This is a genomic window from Pseudomonas sp. Irchel s3h17, from assembly GCF_900187505.1.
Lineage (GTDB): Bacteria > Pseudomonadota > Gammaproteobacteria > Pseudomonadales > Pseudomonadaceae > Aquipseudomonas.
The window spans coordinates 34,202-54,224 of record NZ_FYDL01000013.1 but is presented as its reverse complement, the minus strand read 5'-3'; the positions used below and the strand labels follow the sequence as shown (position 1 = coordinate 54,224).

The window sequence follows — 20,023 nt, the reverse complement described above, 5'->3', positions numbered from 1 at the left end:
GGGCGGGCGCCTGCATCGCGCGGGCGCCATGCTTTGGCAGCTGACCCAGGTGTTATGGGTCGGCGGCCTGTGGTTGTTGTACATCGGTCTGCTGCCGGTGCTGGGCCAAATTGGCCTGGCGCCGCTGCTGATCCATGAGATTTCAGGCATGCTGAGTGCGCTGCTGGTCGGGTTTTCAGCGGCGTGCGTGGTTTTTCAGGTTTTGGTGCTGGTTCAGGCCAAGGGCCTTGCCAGTCTATGGCTCGATATGCGCGGACAGTTGCTGTTGATGGCGCTGTACGCGAGCACGATGTACTTCGTGGTGCGCATCGAATGGCCAGAGGCGGAGCATTGGTTGCTGTTCAGCTACCTGGTCCTGGGTTTTTCCGGTTTGCTGCTGGTCATGCAGCCGGTGCCAGGTTGGGGTGGCAGGGTGCGCGAAGCACACCCTTGACCCGTTTCATCACTTGAAGCGATGGACGTTCGACAGCTGCTTGTTTACGCTGAAGTTCTTGCGGTAAATCAGTGCCATCTTGCCGATGACCTGTACCAGATCCGCTTTGCCGACCTTGCACAGTTCTGCAATGGCAGCCAGGCGCGATTCGCGATCGAGGATGCTGAGCTTGATCTTGATCAGCTCGTGATCGCTCAATGCGCGTTCCAGTTCGGCTAAAACACCTTCCGTCAAACCGTTGTCAGCCACAGTCAAAACTGGTTTCAGATGGTGGCCAATGGATTTGTACTGTTTCTTCTGCTCTTGAGTGAGCGGCATAATCTGACCCTTTCGTCTGGATTCTGTAAAATGGCGGCCATTTTACCCGAGGGTGCGTGGATCCGCCCAATTAATCACGACCCTTATCATCGAGGTGCCCAATGGCGCGTTCCAAGACAAGCCTTGGTTGGCTGAAAAGACATGTCAATGATCCCTATGTGAAGCAGGCGCAGAAGGATGGTTACCGCTCGCGTGCGAGTTACAAGCTTCTGGAGGTCCAGGAGAAATACAAGCTGATCCGTCCGGGCATGAGCGTTGTCGACCTGGGTGCAGCACCCGGTGGCTGGTCGCAGGTCGCTAGTCGGTTGATCGGTGGTCAGGGGCGTCTGATTGCCTCGGACATCCTGGAAATGGACAGCATTCCGGACGTGACTTTCATCCAGGGTGACTTCACCCAGGACCAGGTGCTCGCTCAGATCCTTGAGGCCGTGGGTAATTCGCAGGTGGACCTTGTGATTTCCGATATGGCCCCCAATATGAGTGGTACGCCTGAGGTGGACATGCCAAAAGCCATGTTTCTTTGCGAGCTGGCTCTTGATTTGGCGGCTCGGATACTCAAGCCTGGCGGTAATTTTGTGATCAAGGTTTTTCAGGGCGAAGGGTTCGATGCTTACGTGAAGGACGCTCGTCAGAAATTCGACAAGGTCCAGATGATCAAGCCGGACTCTTCCCGTGGCAGCTCTCGCGAGCAATACATGCTGGCTTGGGGCTACCGCGGCCGGAGTGAGTAAAACGAGGATTTTTTGCGGGGTGATAGGTTTTTAGTATTTCGCCCCACAAGCATTAACGAATATTGTGTAGTCAATGTTTCACAAAGGGTTACAGACGGCGCCTGCCAGAGTTGTAGGTAATGTAGTAAGTTAGGCCGGTGAATATCATGCGAGGCGCGCGCCAGTTGCGGAGCTTGCTTCAGAGGGTAGTTAATTGAACGATATGGCAAAGAATCTTATCCTGTGGTTGATCATCGCGGCTGTCCTCGTGACGGTGATGAACAACTTCTCCAGCCCTAACGAGCCGCAGACCCTCAACTATTCCGACTTCATCCAGCAGGTCAAGGATGGCAAGGTCGAGCGCGTAGCCGTGGACGGCTATGTCATTACCGGCAAGCGCACGGATGGCGACAGCTTCAAGACCATTCGTCCGGCTATCCAGGACAACGGTCTGATCGGTGACCTCGTGGATAACCACGTTGTTGTCGAGGGCAAGCAGCCTGAGCAGCAAAGCATCTGGACCCAGCTACTGGTTGCAAGCTTCCCTATCCTGGTGATCATTGCCGTCTTCATGTTCTTCATGCGCCAGATGCAAGGTGGTGCGGGCGGCAAGGGCGGGCCGATGAGCTTCGGCAAGAGCAAGGCGCGCCTGCTCTCCGAGGACCAGGTGAAAACCACCCTGGCTGACGTTGCCGGTTGCGACGAAGCCAAGGAAGAAGTCGGCGAACTGGTCGAGTTCCTGCGTGATCCGGGCAAGTTCCAGCGCCTGGGTGGTCGTATTCCTCGCGGTGTGCTGATGGTTGGCCCTCCGGGTACCGGTAAAACGTTGATTGCCAAGGCGATTGCCGGTGAAGCCAAGGTGCCGTTCTTTACCATCTCCGGTTCCGACTTCGTCGAAATGTTCGTGGGTGTCGGCGCCAGCCGTGTTCGCGACATGTTCGAGCAGGCCAAGAAGCACGCCCCCTGCATCATTTTCATCGATGAAATCGACGCCGTCGGTCGCCACCGTGGCGCTGGCATGGGCGGTGGTCACGATGAGCGTGAACAGACCCTCAACCAGTTGCTGGTAGAGATGGATGGTTTTGAAATGAATGACGGCATCATCGTCATCGCCGCGACCAACCGTCCTGATGTACTTGACCCGGCGCTGCTGCGTCCAGGTCGATTCGACCGTCAGGTTGTCGTCGGTTTGCCGGACATCCGTGGCCGTGAGCAGATCCTGAAAGTTCACATGCGCAAAGTGCCGATGGGCGATGACGTCGCTCCGGCGGTGATTGCACGTGGTACCCCTGGTTTCTCCGGTGCCGATCTGGCCAACCTGGTGAACGAAGCGTCATTGTTCGCTGCCCGTACTGGCAAGCGTGTCGTCGAGATGAAAGAGTTCGAACTGGCCAAGGACAAGATCATGATGGGCGCCGAGCGCAAATCGATGGTCATGTCCGAAAAAGAGAAGCAGAACACCGCTTATCACGAAGCCGGTCATGCCATTGTTGGTCGAGTGGTGCCTGAACACGACCCAGTCTACAAGGTGTCGATCATCCCGCGCGGTCGTGCACTGGGCGTGACCATGTTCCTGCCGGAAGAAGATCGCTACAGCCTGTCCAAGCGTGCCTTGATCAGCCAGATCTGCTCGCTCTACGGCGGTCGTATCGCCGAAGAGATGACCCTTGGCTTTGACGGTGTCACCACGGGTGCTTCGAACGACATCATGCGTGCCAGCCAGATCGCCCGGAACATGGTGACCAAGTGGGGGCTTTCCGAAAAACTCGGCCCCTTGATGTATGCCGAGGAAGAAGGCGAGGTGTTCCTGGGTCGTGGCGGTGGTGGTCAGCACGCCAGCTTCTCGGGCGAGACGGCCAAGCTGATCGACTCTGAAGTGCGTAGCATCATTGACCAGTGCTACGGCACGGCCAAGCAGATCCTGACCGACAATCGCGACAAGCTTGACGCGATGGCCGATGCGCTGATGAAGTACGAAACCATCGATGCCGATCAGATCGACGACATCATGGCGGGTCGTCCTCCACGTGAGCCGCGTGACTGGTCCGGTGGCACCGGCACTTCCGGTACGCCTCCTGTTGTCCAGGACGAGCGTCCGGAAACCCCTATCGGCGGCCCGGCTGCCGACGTCTAAGGTTTGAAATGACTTTTGTTCAGTCCTCAACCCGGTTGCCTTGCGGCAACCGGGTTCTTGATTTGGCCCGTGCGCATGTCATGGGCATTCTTAATGTCACTCCCGATTCCTTCTCCGATGGCGGTCGTTTCAGTCAGCTCGATGCTGCCCTGAAACATGCCGAGGCGATGGTCGCTGCCGGCGCCACCTTGATTGATGTGGGGGGCGAGTCGACTCGACCCGGTGCCCGGGCGGTTTCGCCGCTTGAGGAACTCGAGCGCGTCGCGCCGATTGTCGAGCGGATTCATCGTGAACTTGATGTGATTATCTCGGTCGATACCTCGACGCCTGCGGTCATGCGCGAAACTGCGCGCCTGGGTGCCGGGTTGATCAATGATGTTCGATCGTTGCGTCGCGATGGTGCTCTGGACGCCGCTGCGGCAACGGGGTTGCCGGTGTGCCTGATGCACATGCTCGGCGAGCCGGGCGATATGCAGGACAATCCCCACTATGCTGATGTAACGCTCGAGGTTGGCGAGTTTCTCGAGGAGCGCATGGCGCAGTGTGCTGCGGTGGGCATCCCGGCTGAGCGGATCATTCTCGATCCCGGTTTTGGGTTTGCGAAAAACCTGCAGCACAATTTGAGCCTGTTCAAGCATATGGAAGCCCTGCATGAGCTGGGGCGGCCTCTTCTGGTCGGGGTGTCGCGCAAGAGCATGATCGGGCAGGCGTTGAATCGTCCGGTGGGGGAGCGACTGCATGGCGGTCTGGCTCTCGCAGCGTTGGCGGTGGTCAAGGGCGCGCGCATTCTGCGCGTGCATGATGTGGCCGAAACGATGGATGTGGTACGGATGATCGCTGCTGTTGAATCAGCCGAATAAGAATGATGGAGCACTTATGACTAAGAAATATTTTGGCACCGACGGTATTCGTGGTCGGGTCGGCACCTACCCGATTACTCCTGACTTCATGCTCAAGCTCGGCTGGGCTGCTGGCATGGCCTTCCGGAAAATGGGTGTTTGCAAGGTTCTGATTGGCAAGGACACGCGCATCTCCGGGTACATGTTCGAGTCGGCGCTCGAGGCCGGGCTTACCTCCGCAGGTGCGGATGTGATGCTGCTGGGGCCGATGCCTACCCCGGCGATTGCTTATCTGACCCGTACCTTTCATGCCGAAGCCGGCATTGTGATCAGTGCGTCCCATAACCCCCATGATGACAACGGCATCAAGTTTTTCTCTGGGCAGGGGACCAAGCTGCCGGACGACGTCGAGTTGATGATCGAGGAGTTGCTTGATGCGCCGACGATGACGGTTGTCGAGTCGAGCAAGATCGGCAAGGTGTCGCGAATCAACGACGCGTCGGGTCGCTACATTGAATTCTGCAAAAGCAGTGTGCCTACCGGCACCAGTTTTGCCGGTCTGAAGATCGTGATCGATTGTGCGCACGGTGCGGTGTACAAGGTTGCACCAAGCGTCTTTCGCGAGTTGGGCGCTGAGGTGGTGGTGCTTTCCGCACAACCCAATGGCTTGAACATCAATGACAATTGCGGCTCGACCCACATGGGTCAGTTGCAGGCGGCTGTCCTGGCCGAGCAGGCCGACCTGGGTATTGCCTTTGATGGCGACGGTGATCGCGTATTGATGGTCGATCACACAGGGGCTGTTGTCGACGGTGACGAGCTACTGTTCATCATCGCGCGTGATCTGCAGGAGCGTGGCTGCCTGCAGGGCGGTGTAGTCGGTACGTTGATGAGTAACCTGGGGCTGGAGTTGGCGTGCGCCGAGCTGAAGATTCCGTTCGTGCGTGCCAATGTCGGTGACCGTTACGTCATTGCCGAGCTGCTGGAGCGTGACTGGACAATCGGGGGTGAAAACTCCGGGCATATCGTCTGCTTCCAGCACACCACTACCGGCGATGCGATTATCGCGGCGCTGCAAGTGCTGATGGCCATGAAGGCGCGTCAGGAAGGGCTCGCCCAGGCTCGGCAGGCGCTGCGTAAGTGTCCTCAGGTCTTGATCAATGTACGATTTGCCGGCGGTGCCAATCCTGTCGAGCATGCGGCCGTCAAGGAAGCGAGCGAGCGGGTTACCAAGGCGATGGCGGGGCGTGGTCGGGTCTTGTTGCGCAAGTCCGGCACTGAGCCGCTGGTGCGTGTCATGGTCGAAGGCGAGGACGAAACCCAGGTTCGCGCATACGCTGAAGAGCTGGCAAAGCTGGTTGCTGAAGTTTCTGCCTGAATTCGGCTTGCCAGCAATGATTCGGTTGGGTAACATCTGCGCCCACTTTGACCGACGAGGTACAGCATGCGTCGCCCTATGGTAGCTGGTAACTGGAAGATGCACGGTACCCGCGCCAGCGTCGCTGAGCTGATCGACGGTCTTCGTCATCTGGCCTTGCCGAGCGGTGTTGATGTCGCGGTGTTCCCGCCTTGCCTGTATATCAATCAAGTGATTGATGGCTTGCAAGGAAAGCCGATTTCGGTCGGCGCGCAGAACGCTGCGATGGAGTCGATGCAAGGTGCGCTGACCGGTGAAATTGCACCGAGTCAGTTGGTGGATGCAGGTTGTTCCCTGGTGCTCGTTGGGCACTCGGAGCGCCGCCAGATTATCGGCGAGCTCGACGGGACACTGAATCGCAAGTTTGCAGCGGCACAGGCATGTGGCTTGATTCCGGTGTTGTGCGTAGGGGAGACCCTGGCGCAGCGTGAGGCCGGTAAAACTCTTGAGGTTGTCGGGCGTCAGCTGGACAGCATCATCGAGGAGCTGGGTGTTGGCGCTTTTGCAAATGCAGTAATCGCTTACGAGCCGGTCTGGGCCATTGGCACCGGGCTGACTGCTTCACCGCAACAAGCGCAGGATGTGCATGCAGCCATTCGCGCTCAGTTGGCGGCAGAGAATTCTGAAGTCGCACAAGGTGTGCGGCTTCTATACGGCGGCAGCGTGAAGGCGGCCAATGCGGTCGAACTGTTCGGCATGCCGGATATCGATGGGGGGCTCATTGGTGGAGCTTCCCTGAATGCAGATGAGTTCGGTGCGATTATTCGTGCCGCGGGAAACTGAGAAAATGCTGGAAACAGTCGTAGTCGTTTTTCATCTGCTGGGCGCATTGGGCGTAGTTGCTCTGGTATTGCTGCAGCAGGGTAAGGGTGCGGACGCTGGCGCGTCTTTCGGAGCAGGTGCTTCAAATACTGTGTTCGGAAGCCAAGGTTCCTCTACCTTTCTTAGTAAGTTTACTGCTATACTTGCCGCAGGTTTCTTCATAACCAGCTTAGGGTTAGGTTACTTTGCTAAAGAGAAAGCTCAACAGCTGACTCAAGTAGGTTTGCCAAACCCAGCGGTTCTTGAAGTACCAGTGCAAAAACCGGCTTCTGATGATGTACCGGTGCTTGAAGAGCAAAAGTCGGCAACCAATGCGACTGACGTACCTCCAGCTCAAGAGCAAAAGTAAGAAGGGTTTCAAACGTAGTATTGCCGAGGTGGTGGAATTGGTAGACACGCAACCTTGAGGTGGTTGTGCCCATAGGGTGTAGGGGTTCGAGTCCCCTTCTCGGTACCAATTAGTCAGGAGAGCCCGCTGTTGCGGGCTTTCTTGCAGGTGGAAGGTTACATTGACCCTGTCAGGGATCGGTCGTATACTTCCGCCCCAGCTTTGTCGCGGGGTGGAGCAGTCTGGTAGCTCGTCGGGCTCATAACCCGAAGGTCGTCGGTTCAAATCCGGCCCCCGCAACCAGTTTCAGGAGCCCCTTTTCAGGGGCTTTTTGTTAGCTGGACACTTTATAACGCCGTTATTCGACGGCGTTTCAGGGATGGGCGATTCGCCCATTTTTTTATTTTGCAAAGCATGCACATACATGCACGAGGGGGTTCAGGTGTCGAGCAAGCTAGAACAGTTGCAGGCCTTGCTGGCCCCGGTGGTCGTGGCCCTAGGCTATGAATGCTGGGGTATTGAGTTTTCGGCTCAAGGTCGCCACTCAATGTTGCGCGTTTATATCGATAAAGAAGGCGGCGTGCTGGTGGACGATTGTGCCATCGTCAGCCGTCAGATCAGCGGTGTGCTGGATGTTGAAGATCCGATCGCCGTTGAATACACCCTTGAAGTTTCCTCGCCTGGCATGGAACGCCCGCTGTTCACTATTGAGCAGTTTGCAAAATTTGCCGGTGAACAAGTGAAGATCAAGCTGCGCTCGCCTTTTGAAGGTCGACGCAACTTTCAGGGCCTTCTGCGCGGTGTAGAAGAACAGGACGTCGTGGTGCAGGTTGATGACCATGAGTTCCTGTTGCCGATCGATATGATCGACAAGGCCAACATTATTCCCAGTTTTGACTGAGACGTGCCAGAAACTGCGGATCCCGCGGATCCAATGGCTTGCGAAAGGCGAGGCGTACGATGAGCAAAGAAGTACTGCTGGTTGTTGAGTCGGTATCCAATGAAAAGGGCGTACCGGCAAACGTAATTTTTGAAGCGCTGGAGCTGGCTCTGGCCACGGCTACCAAAAAGCGTTTCGAGGACGAAGTCGATCTGCGTGTGGAAATCAATCGCCACACCGGTGCTTATGAGACTTTCCGTCGCTGGACGGTCGTCGAAGAAGCAGACCTGGACGATCCGGCCATCGAAACCTGGCCAAGCAAGGTTGCTGAAACGCATCCTGGCGCCAAGGTCGGTGACGTTGTCGAAGAGAAAATCGAGTCCATCGAATTCGGTCGCATCGCTGCACAGACTGCCAAGCAAGTCATCGTGCAGAAGGTTCGCGAAGCCGAGCGTGCTCAGGTTGTCGACGCTTACCGCGAGCGCCTGGGAGAGATCATCTCCGGCACCGTGAAGAAAGTGACCCGCGACAACGTGATCGTCGATCTGGGCAACAATGCTGAAGCGTTGCTGGCTCGTGAAGACATCATTTCTCGCGAAACCTTCCGGGTCGGTGTGCGCTTGCGTGCACTGCTCAAGGAAATCCGCACTGAAAACCGCGGCCCGCAGCTGATCCTGTCGCGTACCGCGCCGGAAATGCTGATCGAGTTGTTCCGCATTGAAGTGCCGGAAATCGCTGAAGGCCTGATCGAAGTCATGGCCGCTTCCCGTGATCCGGGTTCGCGCGCCAAGATTGCGGTCCGCTCGAAAGATAAACGCATCGACCCGCAGGGTGCTTGCATTGGTATGCGCGGTTCGCGCGTCCAGGCAGTATCCGGTGAACTGGGCGGTGAGCGTGTGGATATCGTCCTGTGGGACGACAACCCGGCGCAGTTCGTGATCAACGCCATGTCCCCGGCCGAGGTTGCGGCAATTATCGTTGACGAAGATGCCCATGCAATGGACATCGCCGTTGGCGCAGACAATCTGGCTCAGGCCATCGGTCGCGGTGGTCAGAACGTGCGTCTGGCTAGCCAGTTGACTGGCTGGACCCTGAACGTGATGACCGAATCGGACATCCAGGCTAAGCAGCAAGCAGAAACCGGCGACATCCTGCGCAACTTCATCGACGAGCTGGAAGTCGACGAAGACCTGGCACAGGTGCTGGTAGATGAAGGCTTCACCAGCCTGGAAGAGATTGCCTACGTACCGTTGGAAGAAATGCTCAACATCGACGGCTTTGACGAAGACACCGTCAACGAGCTTCGCGCTCGGGCCAAGGATCGCTTGTTGACTAAAGCCATCGCTACTGAGGAAAAGCTGGCAGACGCCCATCCGGCCGAAGACCTGCTCTCGCTTGAGGGTATGGACAAGGATTTGGCGATGGAACTGGCGGTGCGCGGCGTAATTACCCGCGAAGACCTGGCCGAGCAGTCTATTGACGACCTGCTCGACATCGACGGCATTGACGATGATCGTGCCGGCAAGTTGATCATGGCCGCCCGAGCCCATTGGTTCGAGTAATAGGCGCGGCCTGAGGAGAGAAATGCATGACGCAAGTCACGGTGAAACAACTGGCCGATGAGGTCAAAACACCGGTAGAGCGCCTGCTGCAGCAGATGCGTGAGGCAGGTCTGCCGCACACCGCCGCCGAGGAACATGTGACCGACAGTGAGAAGCAGTCTTTGCTGACTCACTTGAAAAGCAGCCACAAGGCGAAAGTGGAAGAACCGCGCAAGATCACGTTGCAGCGTAAAACCACCAGCACCCTGCGTGTTGCTGGCAGCAAAAGCATCAGCGTTGAAGTACGCAAGAAGAAAGTCTTCGTACAGCGCAGCCCGGAAGAAATCGAAGCCGAGCGCAAACGCGAACTGGAAGAACGTCGCGCAGTAGAAAATGCTGCACGTCAGAAGGCTGAAGAAGAAGCCAAACGTCGCGCCGAAGAAGAAGCGCGTCGCCAGCCTGCTGCTGCGCACTCTGCTCCTTCGGGCGCGGTTGCGGCCCCGGTTGCAGCTGTCGAGCCAGTGCGTGAAGCACCGGTTGCAGCAGCACCTGCCGCTGACGCTCGCAAGCGTGACGAACCGCGCCGTCCGGACAAACCACGCGCCGACGATAGCAATCGTCGTGGCAGTGGCGATGGCGAGCGCAAAAACGCTCCGCATCGTGCTTCGGTCAAGGAAAAGGCGCCTGCGCCACGCGTTGCGCCACGTACTACCGACGAAGAAAGCGATAGCTTCCGTCGTGGTGGCCGCGGCAAGGCTAAGCTGAAGAAACGCAACGCTCACGGTTTCCAGAGCCCAACCGGCCCTGTTGTGCGCGAAGTGAAGATCGGCGAGACCATCACTGTTGGCGATCTCGCTCAGCAGATGTCGGTCAAGGCTGCTGAAATCATCAAGTTCATGTTCAAACTGGGTACTCCAGCGACCATCAATCAGGTACTGGATCAGGAAACTGCCCAACTGGTTGCTGAAGAGCTGGGCCACAAAGTGACCCTGGTCAGCGACACAGCCCTGGAAGATTCCCTGGCTGAGTCCCTGAAGTTTGAAGGTGAAGCGTTCTCCCGCGCACCGGTTGTGACCGTAATGGGCCACGTTGACCACGGTAAAACGTCGCTGCTCGACTACATCCGTCGTGCCAAGGTAGCTGCAGGCGAAGCCGGCGGCATCACCCAGCACATTGGTGCGTACCACGTTGAAACTGATCGCGGCATGGTCACTTTCCTCGATACCCCGGGTCACGCTGCGTTTACCGCAATGCGTGCTCGTGGGGCCAAGGCGACCGACATCGTGATCCTGGTAGTTGCAGCGGACGACGGTGTCATGCCGCAGACCATTGAAGCTGTCCAGCATGCCAAGGCTGCCGGTGTTCCACTGGTTGTAGCTGTGAACAAAATCGACAAGCCGGGCGCCGATCTCGATCGCATCCGTAGCGAACTGTCGGTTCACGGCGTGACCTCGGAAGAGTGGGGCGGCGACACCCCGTTCGTATCGGTTTCGGCGAAAGTCGGTACTGGCGTGGACGAGTTGCTCGAAGCTGTTCTGCTGCAAGCTGAAGTTCTGGAACTGAAAGCTACGCCTTCGGCTCCTGGCCGTGGTGTTGTGGTTGAATCGCGCCTCGACAAAGGTCGTGGTCCGGTTGCTACCGTTCTGGTTCAAGACGGTACTCTGCGCCAAGGCGACATGGTGCTGGTCGGTTCGAACTATGGTCGTGTTCGCGCCATGCTCGACGAGAACGGCAAGCCAATCAAGGAAGCTGGTCCTTCCATCCCTGTCGAGATCCTCGGCCTGGACGGTACCCCGGACGCTGGCGACGAGATGAGCGTACTTTCCGACGAGAAGAAAGCCCGTGAAGTGGCTCTGTTCCGTCAAGGCAAGTTCCGCGAAGTCAAACTGGCGCGCGCTCACGCAGGCAAGCTGGAAAACATCTTCGAGAACATGGGCCAGGAAGAGAAGAAGACGCTTAACATCGTCCTCAAATCTGACGTTCGTGGTTCGTTGGAAGCGTTGAACGGTGCCTTGAACGGCCTGGGTAACGACGAAGTGCAAGTGCGTGTCGTGGGTGGCGGTGTCGGTGGTATCACCGAGTCCGACGCCAACCTGGCACTGGCCTCCAACGCTGTACTGTTCGGCTTCAATGTGCGTGCCGATGCTGGCGCTCGCAAGATCGTCGAGCAGGAAGGTCTGGATATGCGTTACTACAACGTGATCTACGACATCATCGAAGACGTCAAGAAAGCCCTGACCGGCATGCTTGGCAGCGACGTCCGGGAGAACATCCTGGGTATTGCTGAAGTCCGCGACGTGTTCCGTTCGCCGAAGTTTGGCGCGATCGCCGGTTGCATGGTTATCGAAGGTGTTGTGCACCGTAACCGTCCAATCCGTGTACTGCGTGAAGACATCGTTATCTTCGAAGGTGAGCTGGAATCCCTGCGCCGCTTCAAGGATGACGCTTCCGAAGTACGTGCCGGCATGGAATGCGGTATCGGCGTGAAGAGCTACAACGACGTCAAGGTCGGTGACAAGATCGAAGTCTTCGAGAAAGTTCAGGTTGCTCGCAGCCTCTAACTCGCGCACTTCAAGAGCCGTGATGGGCAGCCGCATGCAAATGCACGGCGCATCACCCGGACTCTAAACGCAACGCCCGGTCTGGCTTCTGTCAGGCCGGGCGTTTGCCGCTTTCAGACCACACGGGTTTCACCGTGAGGCAGTAACAGGTAACAAGACATGGCAAAAGAATACAGCCGTACCCAACGTATCGGCGATCAGATGCAGCGCGAGCTGGCACAACTGATCCGTCGTGAAGTCAAAGATCCGCGCGTCGGCCTGGTCACCATTACCGCTGTTGAAGTCAGCCGTGACGTCGGTCACGCCAAGATCTTCATCACCGTGATGGGCCAGGACAGCGCTGAAGATATCGCTCAAAGCATCAAGGTGCTCAACTCAGCCGCCGGTTTCCTGCGCATGCAGTTGGCTCGCGAGATGAAGCTGCGCAGCGTTCCACAGCTGCACTTCCACTACGACGAAAGCGTCGTGCGCGGTGCTCATCTGTCGGCATTGATCGAGCGCGCCGTGGCTGAAGACAATCAGCACCCGGTTGCGGCAGAAACCGAAGACGCCAAGGAGTAATCGGTGGCTCAGGTCAAACGTATCCGTCGTAACGTCAGCGGCATCATCCTGCTCGACAAACCGCTGGGGTTTACCTCCAACGCGGCCTTGCAGAAGGTTCGCTGGTTGCTCAATGCCGAGAAGGCCGGTCACACCGGCAGTCTCGACCCGCTGGCCACCGGTGTGTTGCCGTTGTGCTTCGGTGAGGCCACCAAGTTCTCGCAATACCTGCTCGATTCCGACAAGTGTTATGAAACCCTGGCGCAATTGGGCAAGACCACCACCACGGCAGACGCCGAGGGTGATGTTTTGCGGGAGCGCCCCGTGACCGTTGGTCGCGCCGATGTCGAAGCGGTTTTGCCAGGATTTCGTGGGCAAATCAGTCAGATACCACCGATGTACTCAGCCCTCAAGCGTGATGGGCAGCCGCTGTACAAGCTGGCGCGTGCAGGTGAAGTGGTGGAGCGCGAACCGCGTTCTGTTACTATAGCGCGCTTGGAATTGCTGGCCTTTGAAGGCGACACTGCGCGCTTTGCCGTAGATTGCAGCAAAGGCACCTATATCCGTACCCTGGTGGAAGATATCGGTGAACAGCTCGGTTGTGGCGCTTACGTGGCAGAACTGCGACGTACCCAGGCCGGTCCGTTCAGCCTGGCCCAGACGGTCACGCTGGAAGAGTTGGAAGCTGTACATGCCGAAGGCGGCAACGAAGCAGTCGATCGCTTCCTGATGCCATCGGACAGTGGCCTGCTGGATTGGCCGCTGCTGCAATTCTCGGAGCACAGCTCGTTCTACTGGCTCAATGGCCAGCCGGTACGCGCCCCGGATGCACCGAAGTTCGGTATGGTACGGGTACAGGATCACAATGGTCGCTTCATCGGAATCGGTGAAGTGAGCGAAGACGGGCGCATAGCGCCACGTCGACTGATTCGGTCAGAATGACCGAAACCAGTCTGCGTAAAAGCGCAGCAGCTTTTACGCAGGCTGGCGAGGGTGGCTGTCAACAGGCACGGTCACTACTCATTTTTAGATACAGGGATTTGTCCCTGGCCTGTTGAAGCTGTTTTTCTGAAACAGTTTCCTGATAAAAGGATTGCCTCATGGCTCTCGACGTTCAAGAAAAAGCCCAAATCGTAGCTGACTACCAGCAAGCTGTTGGTGACACTGGTTCTCCAGAAGTGCAAGTTGCACTGCTGACCCACAACATCAACAAACTGCAAGGTCACTTCAAGGCCAACGGTAAAGATCACCACTCCCGTCGTGGTCTGATCCGTATGGTAAACCAGCGCCGTAAGCTGCTGGACTACCTGAAAGGCAAGGATCTGGGTCGTTATCAGGCTCTGATCGGTCGCCTGGGTCTGCGTCGCTAATAAGCGATTGCGCTAGAGGTTGGTTGTCTGTCGTGCGTCAGTGGGTTTCCCGCTGGCACATGGCAGGCTCCCAGCCTCAAGTTTTATCTGGACAGTAGTTTTACCTGGACAATACACGCCGGGCCGATTCCCGACATTGCCCAAGAATTTCGCAAGAAAACCAGTTCCCCAAGAGCCACAAAGAAGGTAGGACACCGTGAACCCGGTAATCAAAAAATTCCAGTTCGGTCAGTCGACCGTTACCCTCGAGACTGGCCGTATCGCCCGTCAGGCCTCCGGCGCAGTATTGGTCACCGTTGACGACGACGTCAGCGTATTGGTGACCGTAGTCGGTGCCAAGCAAGCCGATCCAGGCAAGGGCTTCTTCCCTCTGTCTGTTCACTACCAGGAAAAGACTTACGCTGCCGGTAAGATCCCTGGCGGTTTCTTCAAGCGTGAAGGCCGTCCTTCCGAGAAAGAAACCCTGACTTCCCGACTGATCGACCGTCCGATCCGTCCGCTGTTCCCAGAAGGCTTCATGAACGAAGTGCAGGTTGTCTGCACCGTCGTTTCCACCAGCAAGAAGACCGATCCGGACATCGCTGCGATGATCGGTACCTCGGCTGCCCTGGCCATCTCCGGCATTCCTTTCGATGGCCCGATCGGCGCTGCCCGCGTTGCGTTCCACGAAAGCACCGGCTACCTGCTGAACCCGACTTACGAACAACAGAAAGCTTCGAGCCTGGACATGGTCGTTGCCGGTACTTCGGAAGCGGTCCTGATGGTTGAATCGGAAGCCAAAGAGCTGACCGAAGACCAGATGCTGGGCGCGGTACTGTTTGCTCACGACGAGTTCCAGGTTGTGATCAACGCTGTTAAAGAACTGGCTGCCGAAGCTGCCAAGCCAACCTGGACCTGGGCTCCACAGCCTGAAGCCACCGCACTGCTGGGCGCTATCCGTGCCGAGTTCGGCGACGCTATCTCCCAGGCCTACACGATCACCATCAAGGCCGACCGTTACGCTCGCCTGGGCGAATTGAAAGACCAGGTCGTCGCCAAGCTGTCCGGTGAAGAAGGCCAGCCTTCTTCCAGCGAAGTCAAAGCCGCTTTCGGCGAAATCGAATACCGCACCGTTCGCGAAAACATCGTCAACGGCAAGCCACGTATCGATGGTCGCGACACCAAGACCGTACGTCCGCTGAACATCGAAGTCGGCGTTCTGCCAAAGACCCACGGTTCGGCTCTGTTCACCCGTGGCGAAACCCAGGCCCTGGTTGTTGCCACACTGGGCACCGCCCGTGACGCACAACTGCTGGACACCCTGGAAGGCGAGAAAAAAGACCCGTTCATGCTGCACTACAACTTCCCTCCGTTCTCGGTAGGTGAGTGTGGTCGCATGGGTGGCGCTGGTCGTCGCGAAATCGGTCACGGCCGTCTGGCCCGTCGTTCGATTGCAGCCATGCTGCCTGCTGCCGACGTGTTCCCATACACCATCCGCGTGGTATCGGAAATCACCGAGTCCAACGGTTCGAGCTCCATGGCTTCCGTTTGCGGCGCTTCCCTGGCCCTGATGGATGCCGGCGTTCCGATGAAGGCACCGGTTGCCGGTATCGCCATGGGTCTGGTTAAAGAAGGCGAGAAATTCGCCGTCCTGACCGACATCCTGGGTGACGAAGACCACCTGGGCGACATGGACTTCAAGGTAGCCGGTACCGCCAAAGGTGTGACCGCGCTGCAGATGGACATCAAGATCAAGGGCATCACCGAAGAAATCATGGAGATCGCTCTGGGCCAAGCCCTGGAAGCGCGCCTGAACATCCTCGGCCAGATGAACCAGATCATTGGCCAGTCGCGTACCGAGCTGTCGGAAAATGCTCCGACCATGATCGCGATGAAGATCGACACCGACAAAATCCGTGATGTCATCGGTAAAGGCGGCGCGACCATTCGTGCGATCTGTGAAGAAACCAAGGCTTCGATCGATATCGAAGACGACGGTTCGATCAAGATCTTCGGCGAAACCAAGGAAGCGGCTGAAGCTGCTCGTCAGCGCGTCCTGGGCATCACCGCAGAAGCCGAGATCGGCAAGATCTACGTCGGTAAGGTTGAGCGCATCGTCGACTTCGGCGCATTCGTCAACATCCTGCCTGGTAAGGACGGTCTGGTTCACATCTCGATGCTGAGCGATGCTCGCGTTGAGAAAGTGACCGACATCCTGAAAGAAGGCCAGGAAGTGGAAGTGCTGGTACTGGACGTGGACAACCGCGGCCGTATCAAGCTGTCCATCAAAGACGTGGCAGCAGCCAAGGCTTCGGGCGTTTAATCACTCCCGTAGGCTGACTGCTTCAACGCTGTAAAAAATGCCCCGCGGTGAACGCCGCGGGGCATTTTTTTGTCTGCAGGAAAGTCGCGTGGCGAGGGAGCCTGCTCCCGCCGGCCGCTCCGCGTTCGGGCACAGCAGTCGTAAGTCGTTAATCGCAGCGGACCTGCTCAAGCGCCTTGGGGGGGCTTTGCAACCCAGCGCGAGCAAGCTCCCTCGCCACAGGTTGCCGGACCTCAAAAGCGGTGCTAGGTTTAGCCCACCGCCCGTGTAGCTCAGTTGGTAGAGCAGCGCACTCGTAACGCGAAGGTCGCAGGTTCAATTCCTGTCTCGGGCACCATTAATTAATTTCAGGTGGTGTTAAAACCACCCGAAATCCCACAAAAAGGCACCGCCTGGTGCGTAATGCTGTTCAGTTAAGAAAGGCTTGAAGCGGGTGAGAGACCCGTGGCGAGCGAGCTTGCTCGCGCTGGTGCGCGAAGCGCACCCAACAAAGCGACTGCGGCCTTTCAGAACGAACTCGGCGATAGTTTTTGGGGCTGCCGTGCAGCCCAGCGCGAGCAAGCTCGCTCGCCACGGGGGATGTACTGAGCCCCCTTTCCTTAACTGAACAGTATTGCGCCTGGTGCGGGCTTTTTGTTGTCTATGGTTTCCCAGGCTTTCCTTGCCAGCCCACGGTTTTGGGGGCTGACCATAGCCCACGTTTAAACCCTCCGGCTCAAAGTGAGGCTCCGTCACTAAGGGGTACGCCCCCAGGGGTGTCATGCCTCAAAACGACACCCTCCGCCACTATGTCTGTCGAGGGGTAATCGCGGTTCTGCTGGATGGGTACGAAAGGAATCTCGACCTGATCGCGACCAGACTGAAATCAACGGGCGCAAAGGTAATCTTCCAGGGCGTTACCGTGGTTCCTGATCAGGAACAGCCGTTGCAGCGGTCACTCATGGTGCGTTTTTGCAAACGACTCATTCGCTTATATGTCAGGTCGACCCATGGTCATGGCGTGGAATTGTTGCCATGCACGCATACTGCTCGAAGTCAGTGGGGTTCTCATCTCGGGAGGGTTTCAGCGGACGGTGGTACAGGCAATCCGAGGCCCGACGTCAGTCAGGCCTGGTCTGGGCCGTTGGATACTTCGGTGTTCGGCTCCAGATCAATCACGCTAAGCTCGTGCGCTGTGCCTCAGTTGGATGAGGGCAGACGAATGTTGCCGCGTGGGCCGGTCAGAGCCCAGATGATCAGGCCGAGTACTGGGAGAAATGCAACCAGCGCCACCCAGAGAACTTTCTTCAGGGTATCTGCATTACTTTTCACCACATTGAAGATCGCCCAGATATCCAGGGCAAAAATGACGAAGGCGATGAGGTCGAACAAGATAGAGCCCAAGGAAATACTCATATGTAATTGGATTGTTACTGATGATAAGCAAAATACTTTGCTGATCCAAGGCGCACCAGCGACTTTCGGTCATGATGCCTGTCAATGTCCGCATCCGCCTGTGGATTCAACCGGGATACCGGTAGCACAGCGGACGCCGAAAGCAGCGTGAGCCTGTGACCAGATTCCAGCGGTGGCACGGTGTTGAACTGGCACAGGAAGACTCGACGCCACTTCCCTTATTTCACCTTCTGGCTCAATTCCTCGACGATCCGCTTGAGTTGATCGGTCGTGCGATCCTGATCGTTGATCTGTTGCTTGAGGTTCGAGATTTCGCTGTTGTTCGAGTTGGCGCTTGAGCCGCTGTTGCGCTTGAGGTCTTCCACCTGCCTGGCGAGAGTGTCCAGATCGCGCTCCTGCTCCTTGACGGTACGCTTGAGGTCGGAAATGTCGCTGCTGCTGGAGCTCGAGCTGGAACCGGCGCTGCGCTTGAGTTCTTCTATCTGGCGGGCCTGGTCGCTGATGGTGCGCTTCTGGGTTTCCAGTTCGTCGACATTGGCCTTCACGGTTTTCTGCAGGTTTTCCAGATCAGTGATGCTGACGTTGCTTCTGACCAGTGTGTCCTGATCGAATGAGCTGTGGATGGCAGGGATTTTGTCGTCGTAAGACGCCGGGCCAGAGGAGACTTCAACCGCGGCTTGGGTACTGCTGGCCAATGCCAGGGTGCCGAGCAGCAGGGTGGACGAAAGCTTCGAGAAACTGCGCATCACTGTGGAGCTCCTGGTGAAGTGCCGATATGGCATATCGCTATGACCTGGGAGGCGGATTTATGTTCCCGAAGGCTGCTGCACCTGATGTGCACGGCTTTTTATGGAATAGATGCAAAGAGCCGTGTAAATCGTCGGCCAAACATCCTATATTTGGTGTCTGCATGAGCATCGCCCAGCAGTTTTCAGATGATCCCGAATGGTTCTGAAGGCCAGATAAACCGGGCTTGAAGCGGTTTTTCTGCGTCAGAGAGATCCTTGATGATCCAGATCCATCTTCCATTCCCCAGATCAGCGAGAACGCCATGACCGTGAAAGAAATGACCCAGCAAGACAGGCACGCAGAAGCGCTCAGGAAGTACATGCTTGATGCGCCGGAACTGATGGACGAGATCAAGGACCTGAGTCCCGATGATCAGAAAGATCAGATCCAGTGGGCGTTCGAGGATGAAGCCGAAGCCCAGGGCTTGCAGCCGTGGGAGCTGACACTCAAGTACACCTCGACGCCAGAAGAGTACGAAGCGACGCGCCTTGCATTGCACAAGGAAGCGGCTGAAGTGCTGGGTGTCGAATGGGAAGAATACTGCGAGATGAACAATCTGGTGGTTTGAGGGCAACTTCAAGCGGCAAGCTACAAGGCAAGGCAGAGCCGCTTGTCGCTTACCGCTTGTCGATGTACCTCAGAGGCTGAGGCGCATCGACAGGTCCACAGCCTTCACGTCCTTGGTCATCGCACCAATCGAGATGTAGTCCACGCCCGTTTCGGCGATTGGCCGCAAGGTGCTTTCGTTGACACCGCCGCTGGCCTCCAGCTTCGCCTTACCGGCGTTCAGGCGGACGGCTTCGCGCATGTCGTCCAGGCTCAATTCATCGAGCATGATGATGTCGGCACCCGCCGCCAGCGCCTCTTTGAGCTCCGACAGGTTTTCCACTTCAACTTCCACCGGTTTGCCCGGGGCGATCTTGTGCGCGGCCGCGATGGCCTGCGCGATGCCACCAGAGGCGGCGATGTGGTTTTCCTTGATCAGGAAGGCGTCATACAGGCCGATACGGTGGTTGTGGCAGCTACCGCAGGTTACCGCATACTTTTGCGCCAGGCGCAGCCCAGGCAGGGTCTTGCGGGTGTCCAGCAGCTTGACCTGGGTGTCGGCGACGAAGTCGGCCAGGTACTGCGCGCGGGTGGCTACCCCCGAGAGCAATTGCAGGAAGTTCAGCGCGCTGCGCTCGCCTGTCAGTAGCGAGCGGGCCGGGCCTTCGAGGTGAAACAGAATCTGATCGGGGCTCACGCGCTCACCGTCGCGCACTTGCCAGTGCACGGCCACGCGCGGATCCAGTTGGCGGAACACCGCGTCAACCCAGGCAGTACCGCTGATGACGGCGGCGTCGCGGGTGATGATGGTGGCTTTGGCCAGGCGTTCGGCCGGGATCAGTTGTGCGGTGATGTCGCCGCTGCCGATGTCTTCCAGCAACGCACGGCGCACGTTGGCTTCGATTTCGGCGGTCAAGTCGGCGAGGCGTAGATTCGGCATAACGGGCTCCACAAACAAAGTGGCCCGATTATAGGGCCATGCCGGGAGCGAACCCAAGGCAGCAAATGCCTTGAGGGTGTACTCCCTTGCGCGTTTGCTCGACCCAAGCGCTATTTCAAGGGCGCGAGCAGAGTCTGTGTCTGGCCGAGGACGACAGC

Annotated in this window: 19 protein-coding genes and 3 tRNA genes; 18 read left to right on the top strand and 4 right to left on the bottom strand. The window is 57.5% G+C overall.

Going from position 1 to position 20,023, the window contains the following annotated elements:
* Window positions 1–28: 28 nt before the first annotated feature.
* Window positions 29–433 (top strand): MFS transporter, encoded by a 405-nt coding sequence (locus tag CKW25_RS19435; RefSeq protein ID WP_095081796.1) that lies wholly within the window; start codon window positions 29–31, stop codon window positions 431–433.
* Between the two features lie 9 nt (window positions 434–442).
* Here CKW25_RS19435 and CKW25_RS19430 read toward each other — a convergent pair whose 3' ends face one another.
* Complete coding sequence (locus CKW25_RS19430) at window positions 443–751, bottom strand: YhbY family RNA-binding protein (RefSeq protein WP_095081655.1); 309 nt, start codon at window positions 749–751, stop codon at window positions 443–445.
* Window positions 752–852: 101 nt separating this feature from the next.
* On the opposite strand from CKW25_RS19430, the gene rlmE reads away from it, so the two are divergent.
* The 16 genes from rlmE (at window position 853) to CKW25_RS19350 (ending at window position 16,532) form a co-directional block, all read left to right on the top strand.
* Window positions 853–1,482, top strand: coding sequence for a 23S rRNA (uridine(2552)-2'-O)-methyltransferase RlmE (gene rlmE, locus CKW25_RS19425; RefSeq protein ID WP_095081652.1), 630 nt, complete (start codon window positions 853–855; stop codon window positions 1,480–1,482).
* Between the two features lie 202 nt (window positions 1,483–1,684).
* Window positions 1,685–3,595: an ATP-dependent zinc metalloprotease FtsH gene (gene ftsH / locus CKW25_RS19420; RefSeq protein WP_095081650.1), complete on the top strand. Its 1,911-nt coding sequence runs from the start codon at window positions 1,685–1,687 to the stop codon at window positions 3,593–3,595.
* Window positions 3,596–3,603: 8 nt separating this feature from the next.
* Entirely contained in the window at window positions 3,604–4,455 is an 852-nt protein-coding gene (gene folP / locus CKW25_RS19415) for a dihydropteroate synthase (protein WP_095081648.1), read from the top strand.
* A 16-nt stretch (window positions 4,456–4,471) separates the two neighbouring features.
* Window positions 4,472–5,812, top strand: a complete 1,341-nt coding sequence (gene glmM, locus CKW25_RS19410) for a phosphoglucosamine mutase (protein WP_095081646.1) — start codon at window positions 4,472–4,474, stop codon at window positions 5,810–5,812.
* A 66-nt stretch (window positions 5,813–5,878) separates the two neighbouring features.
* Window positions 5,879–6,634, top strand: a complete 756-nt coding sequence (gene tpiA, locus CKW25_RS19405) for a triose-phosphate isomerase (RefSeq protein ID WP_095081644.1) — start codon at window positions 5,879–5,881, stop codon at window positions 6,632–6,634.
* 4 nt (window positions 6,635–6,638) lie between these two features.
* Window positions 6,639–7,022: a preprotein translocase subunit SecG gene (gene secG, locus CKW25_RS19400; RefSeq protein ID WP_095081642.1), complete on the top strand. Its 384-nt coding sequence runs from the start codon at window positions 6,639–6,641 to the stop codon at window positions 7,020–7,022.
* A gap of 22 nt (window positions 7,023–7,044) precedes the next feature.
* Window positions 7,045–7,130 (top strand) — tRNA-Leu (locus CKW25_RS19395).
* 97 nt (window positions 7,131–7,227) lie between these two features.
* A tRNA-Met gene (locus CKW25_RS19390) sits at window positions 7,228–7,304 on the top strand.
* 139 nt (window positions 7,305–7,443) lie between these two features.
* Window positions 7,444–7,902: a ribosome maturation factor RimP gene (rimP, locus tag CKW25_RS19385; RefSeq protein ID WP_158248610.1), complete on the top strand. Its 459-nt coding sequence runs from the start codon at window positions 7,444–7,446 to the stop codon at window positions 7,900–7,902.
* A 59-nt stretch (window positions 7,903–7,961) separates the two neighbouring features.
* Complete coding sequence (gene nusA, locus CKW25_RS19380; protein WP_008057419.1) at window positions 7,962–9,443, top strand: transcription termination factor NusA; 1,482 nt, start codon at window positions 7,962–7,964, stop codon at window positions 9,441–9,443.
* A gap of 26 nt (window positions 9,444–9,469) precedes the next feature.
* Window positions 9,470–11,983, top strand: coding sequence for a translation initiation factor IF-2 (infB, locus tag CKW25_RS19375; RefSeq protein WP_095081638.1), 2,514 nt, complete (start codon window positions 9,470–9,472; stop codon window positions 11,981–11,983).
* A 159-nt stretch (window positions 11,984–12,142) separates the two neighbouring features.
* Complete coding sequence (rbfA, locus tag CKW25_RS19370; RefSeq protein ID WP_095081636.1) at window positions 12,143–12,544, top strand: 30S ribosome-binding factor RbfA; 402 nt, start codon at window positions 12,143–12,145, stop codon at window positions 12,542–12,544.
* 3 nt (window positions 12,545–12,547) lie between these two features.
* Complete coding sequence (gene truB / locus CKW25_RS19365) at window positions 12,548–13,465, top strand: tRNA pseudouridine(55) synthase TruB (protein ID WP_095081634.1); 918 nt, start codon at window positions 12,548–12,550, stop codon at window positions 13,463–13,465.
* A gap of 158 nt (window positions 13,466–13,623) precedes the next feature.
* Entirely contained in the window at window positions 13,624–13,893 is a 270-nt protein-coding gene (gene rpsO / locus CKW25_RS19360) for a 30S ribosomal protein S15 (RefSeq protein WP_003176135.1), read from the top strand.
* Window positions 13,894–14,089: 196 nt separating this feature from the next.
* Window positions 14,090–16,195, top strand: coding sequence for a polyribonucleotide nucleotidyltransferase (gene pnp / locus CKW25_RS19355; protein ID WP_010463478.1), 2,106 nt, complete (start codon window positions 14,090–14,092; stop codon window positions 16,193–16,195).
* Between the two features lie 261 nt (window positions 16,196–16,456).
* Window positions 16,457–16,532: transfer RNA gene (locus CKW25_RS19350), tRNA-Thr, on the top strand.
* A gap of 842 nt (window positions 16,533–17,374) precedes the next feature.
* Here the strand turns inward: CKW25_RS19350 and CKW25_RS19345 are convergent.
* Window positions 17,375–17,590: a PLD nuclease N-terminal domain-containing protein gene (locus tag CKW25_RS19345; RefSeq protein WP_095081631.1), complete on the bottom strand. Its 216-nt coding sequence runs from the start codon at window positions 17,588–17,590 to the stop codon at window positions 17,375–17,377.
* A 218-nt stretch (window positions 17,591–17,808) separates the two neighbouring features.
* Window positions 17,809–18,336 (bottom strand): hypothetical protein, encoded by a 528-nt coding sequence (locus CKW25_RS19340; RefSeq protein ID WP_095081628.1) that lies wholly within the window; start codon window positions 18,334–18,336, stop codon window positions 17,809–17,811.
* A 305-nt stretch (window positions 18,337–18,641) separates the two neighbouring features.
* On the opposite strand from CKW25_RS19340, the gene CKW25_RS19335 reads away from it, so the two are divergent.
* The gene (locus CKW25_RS19335) at window positions 18,642–18,947 is read left to right on the top strand and encodes a DUF6388 family protein (RefSeq protein ID WP_095081625.1); all 306 of its coding nucleotides are present in this window, start codon (window positions 18,642–18,644) and stop codon (window positions 18,945–18,947) included.
* A gap of 69 nt (window positions 18,948–19,016) precedes the next feature.
* On the opposite strand, the gene nadC is transcribed toward CKW25_RS19335, so the two are convergent.
* A complete protein-coding gene (nadC, locus tag CKW25_RS19330) occupies window positions 19,017–19,865 on the bottom strand; it encodes a carboxylating nicotinate-nucleotide diphosphorylase (protein ID WP_095081623.1) in 849 nt (282 codons plus the stop codon).
* Window positions 19,866–20,023 lie beyond the last annotated feature (158 nt).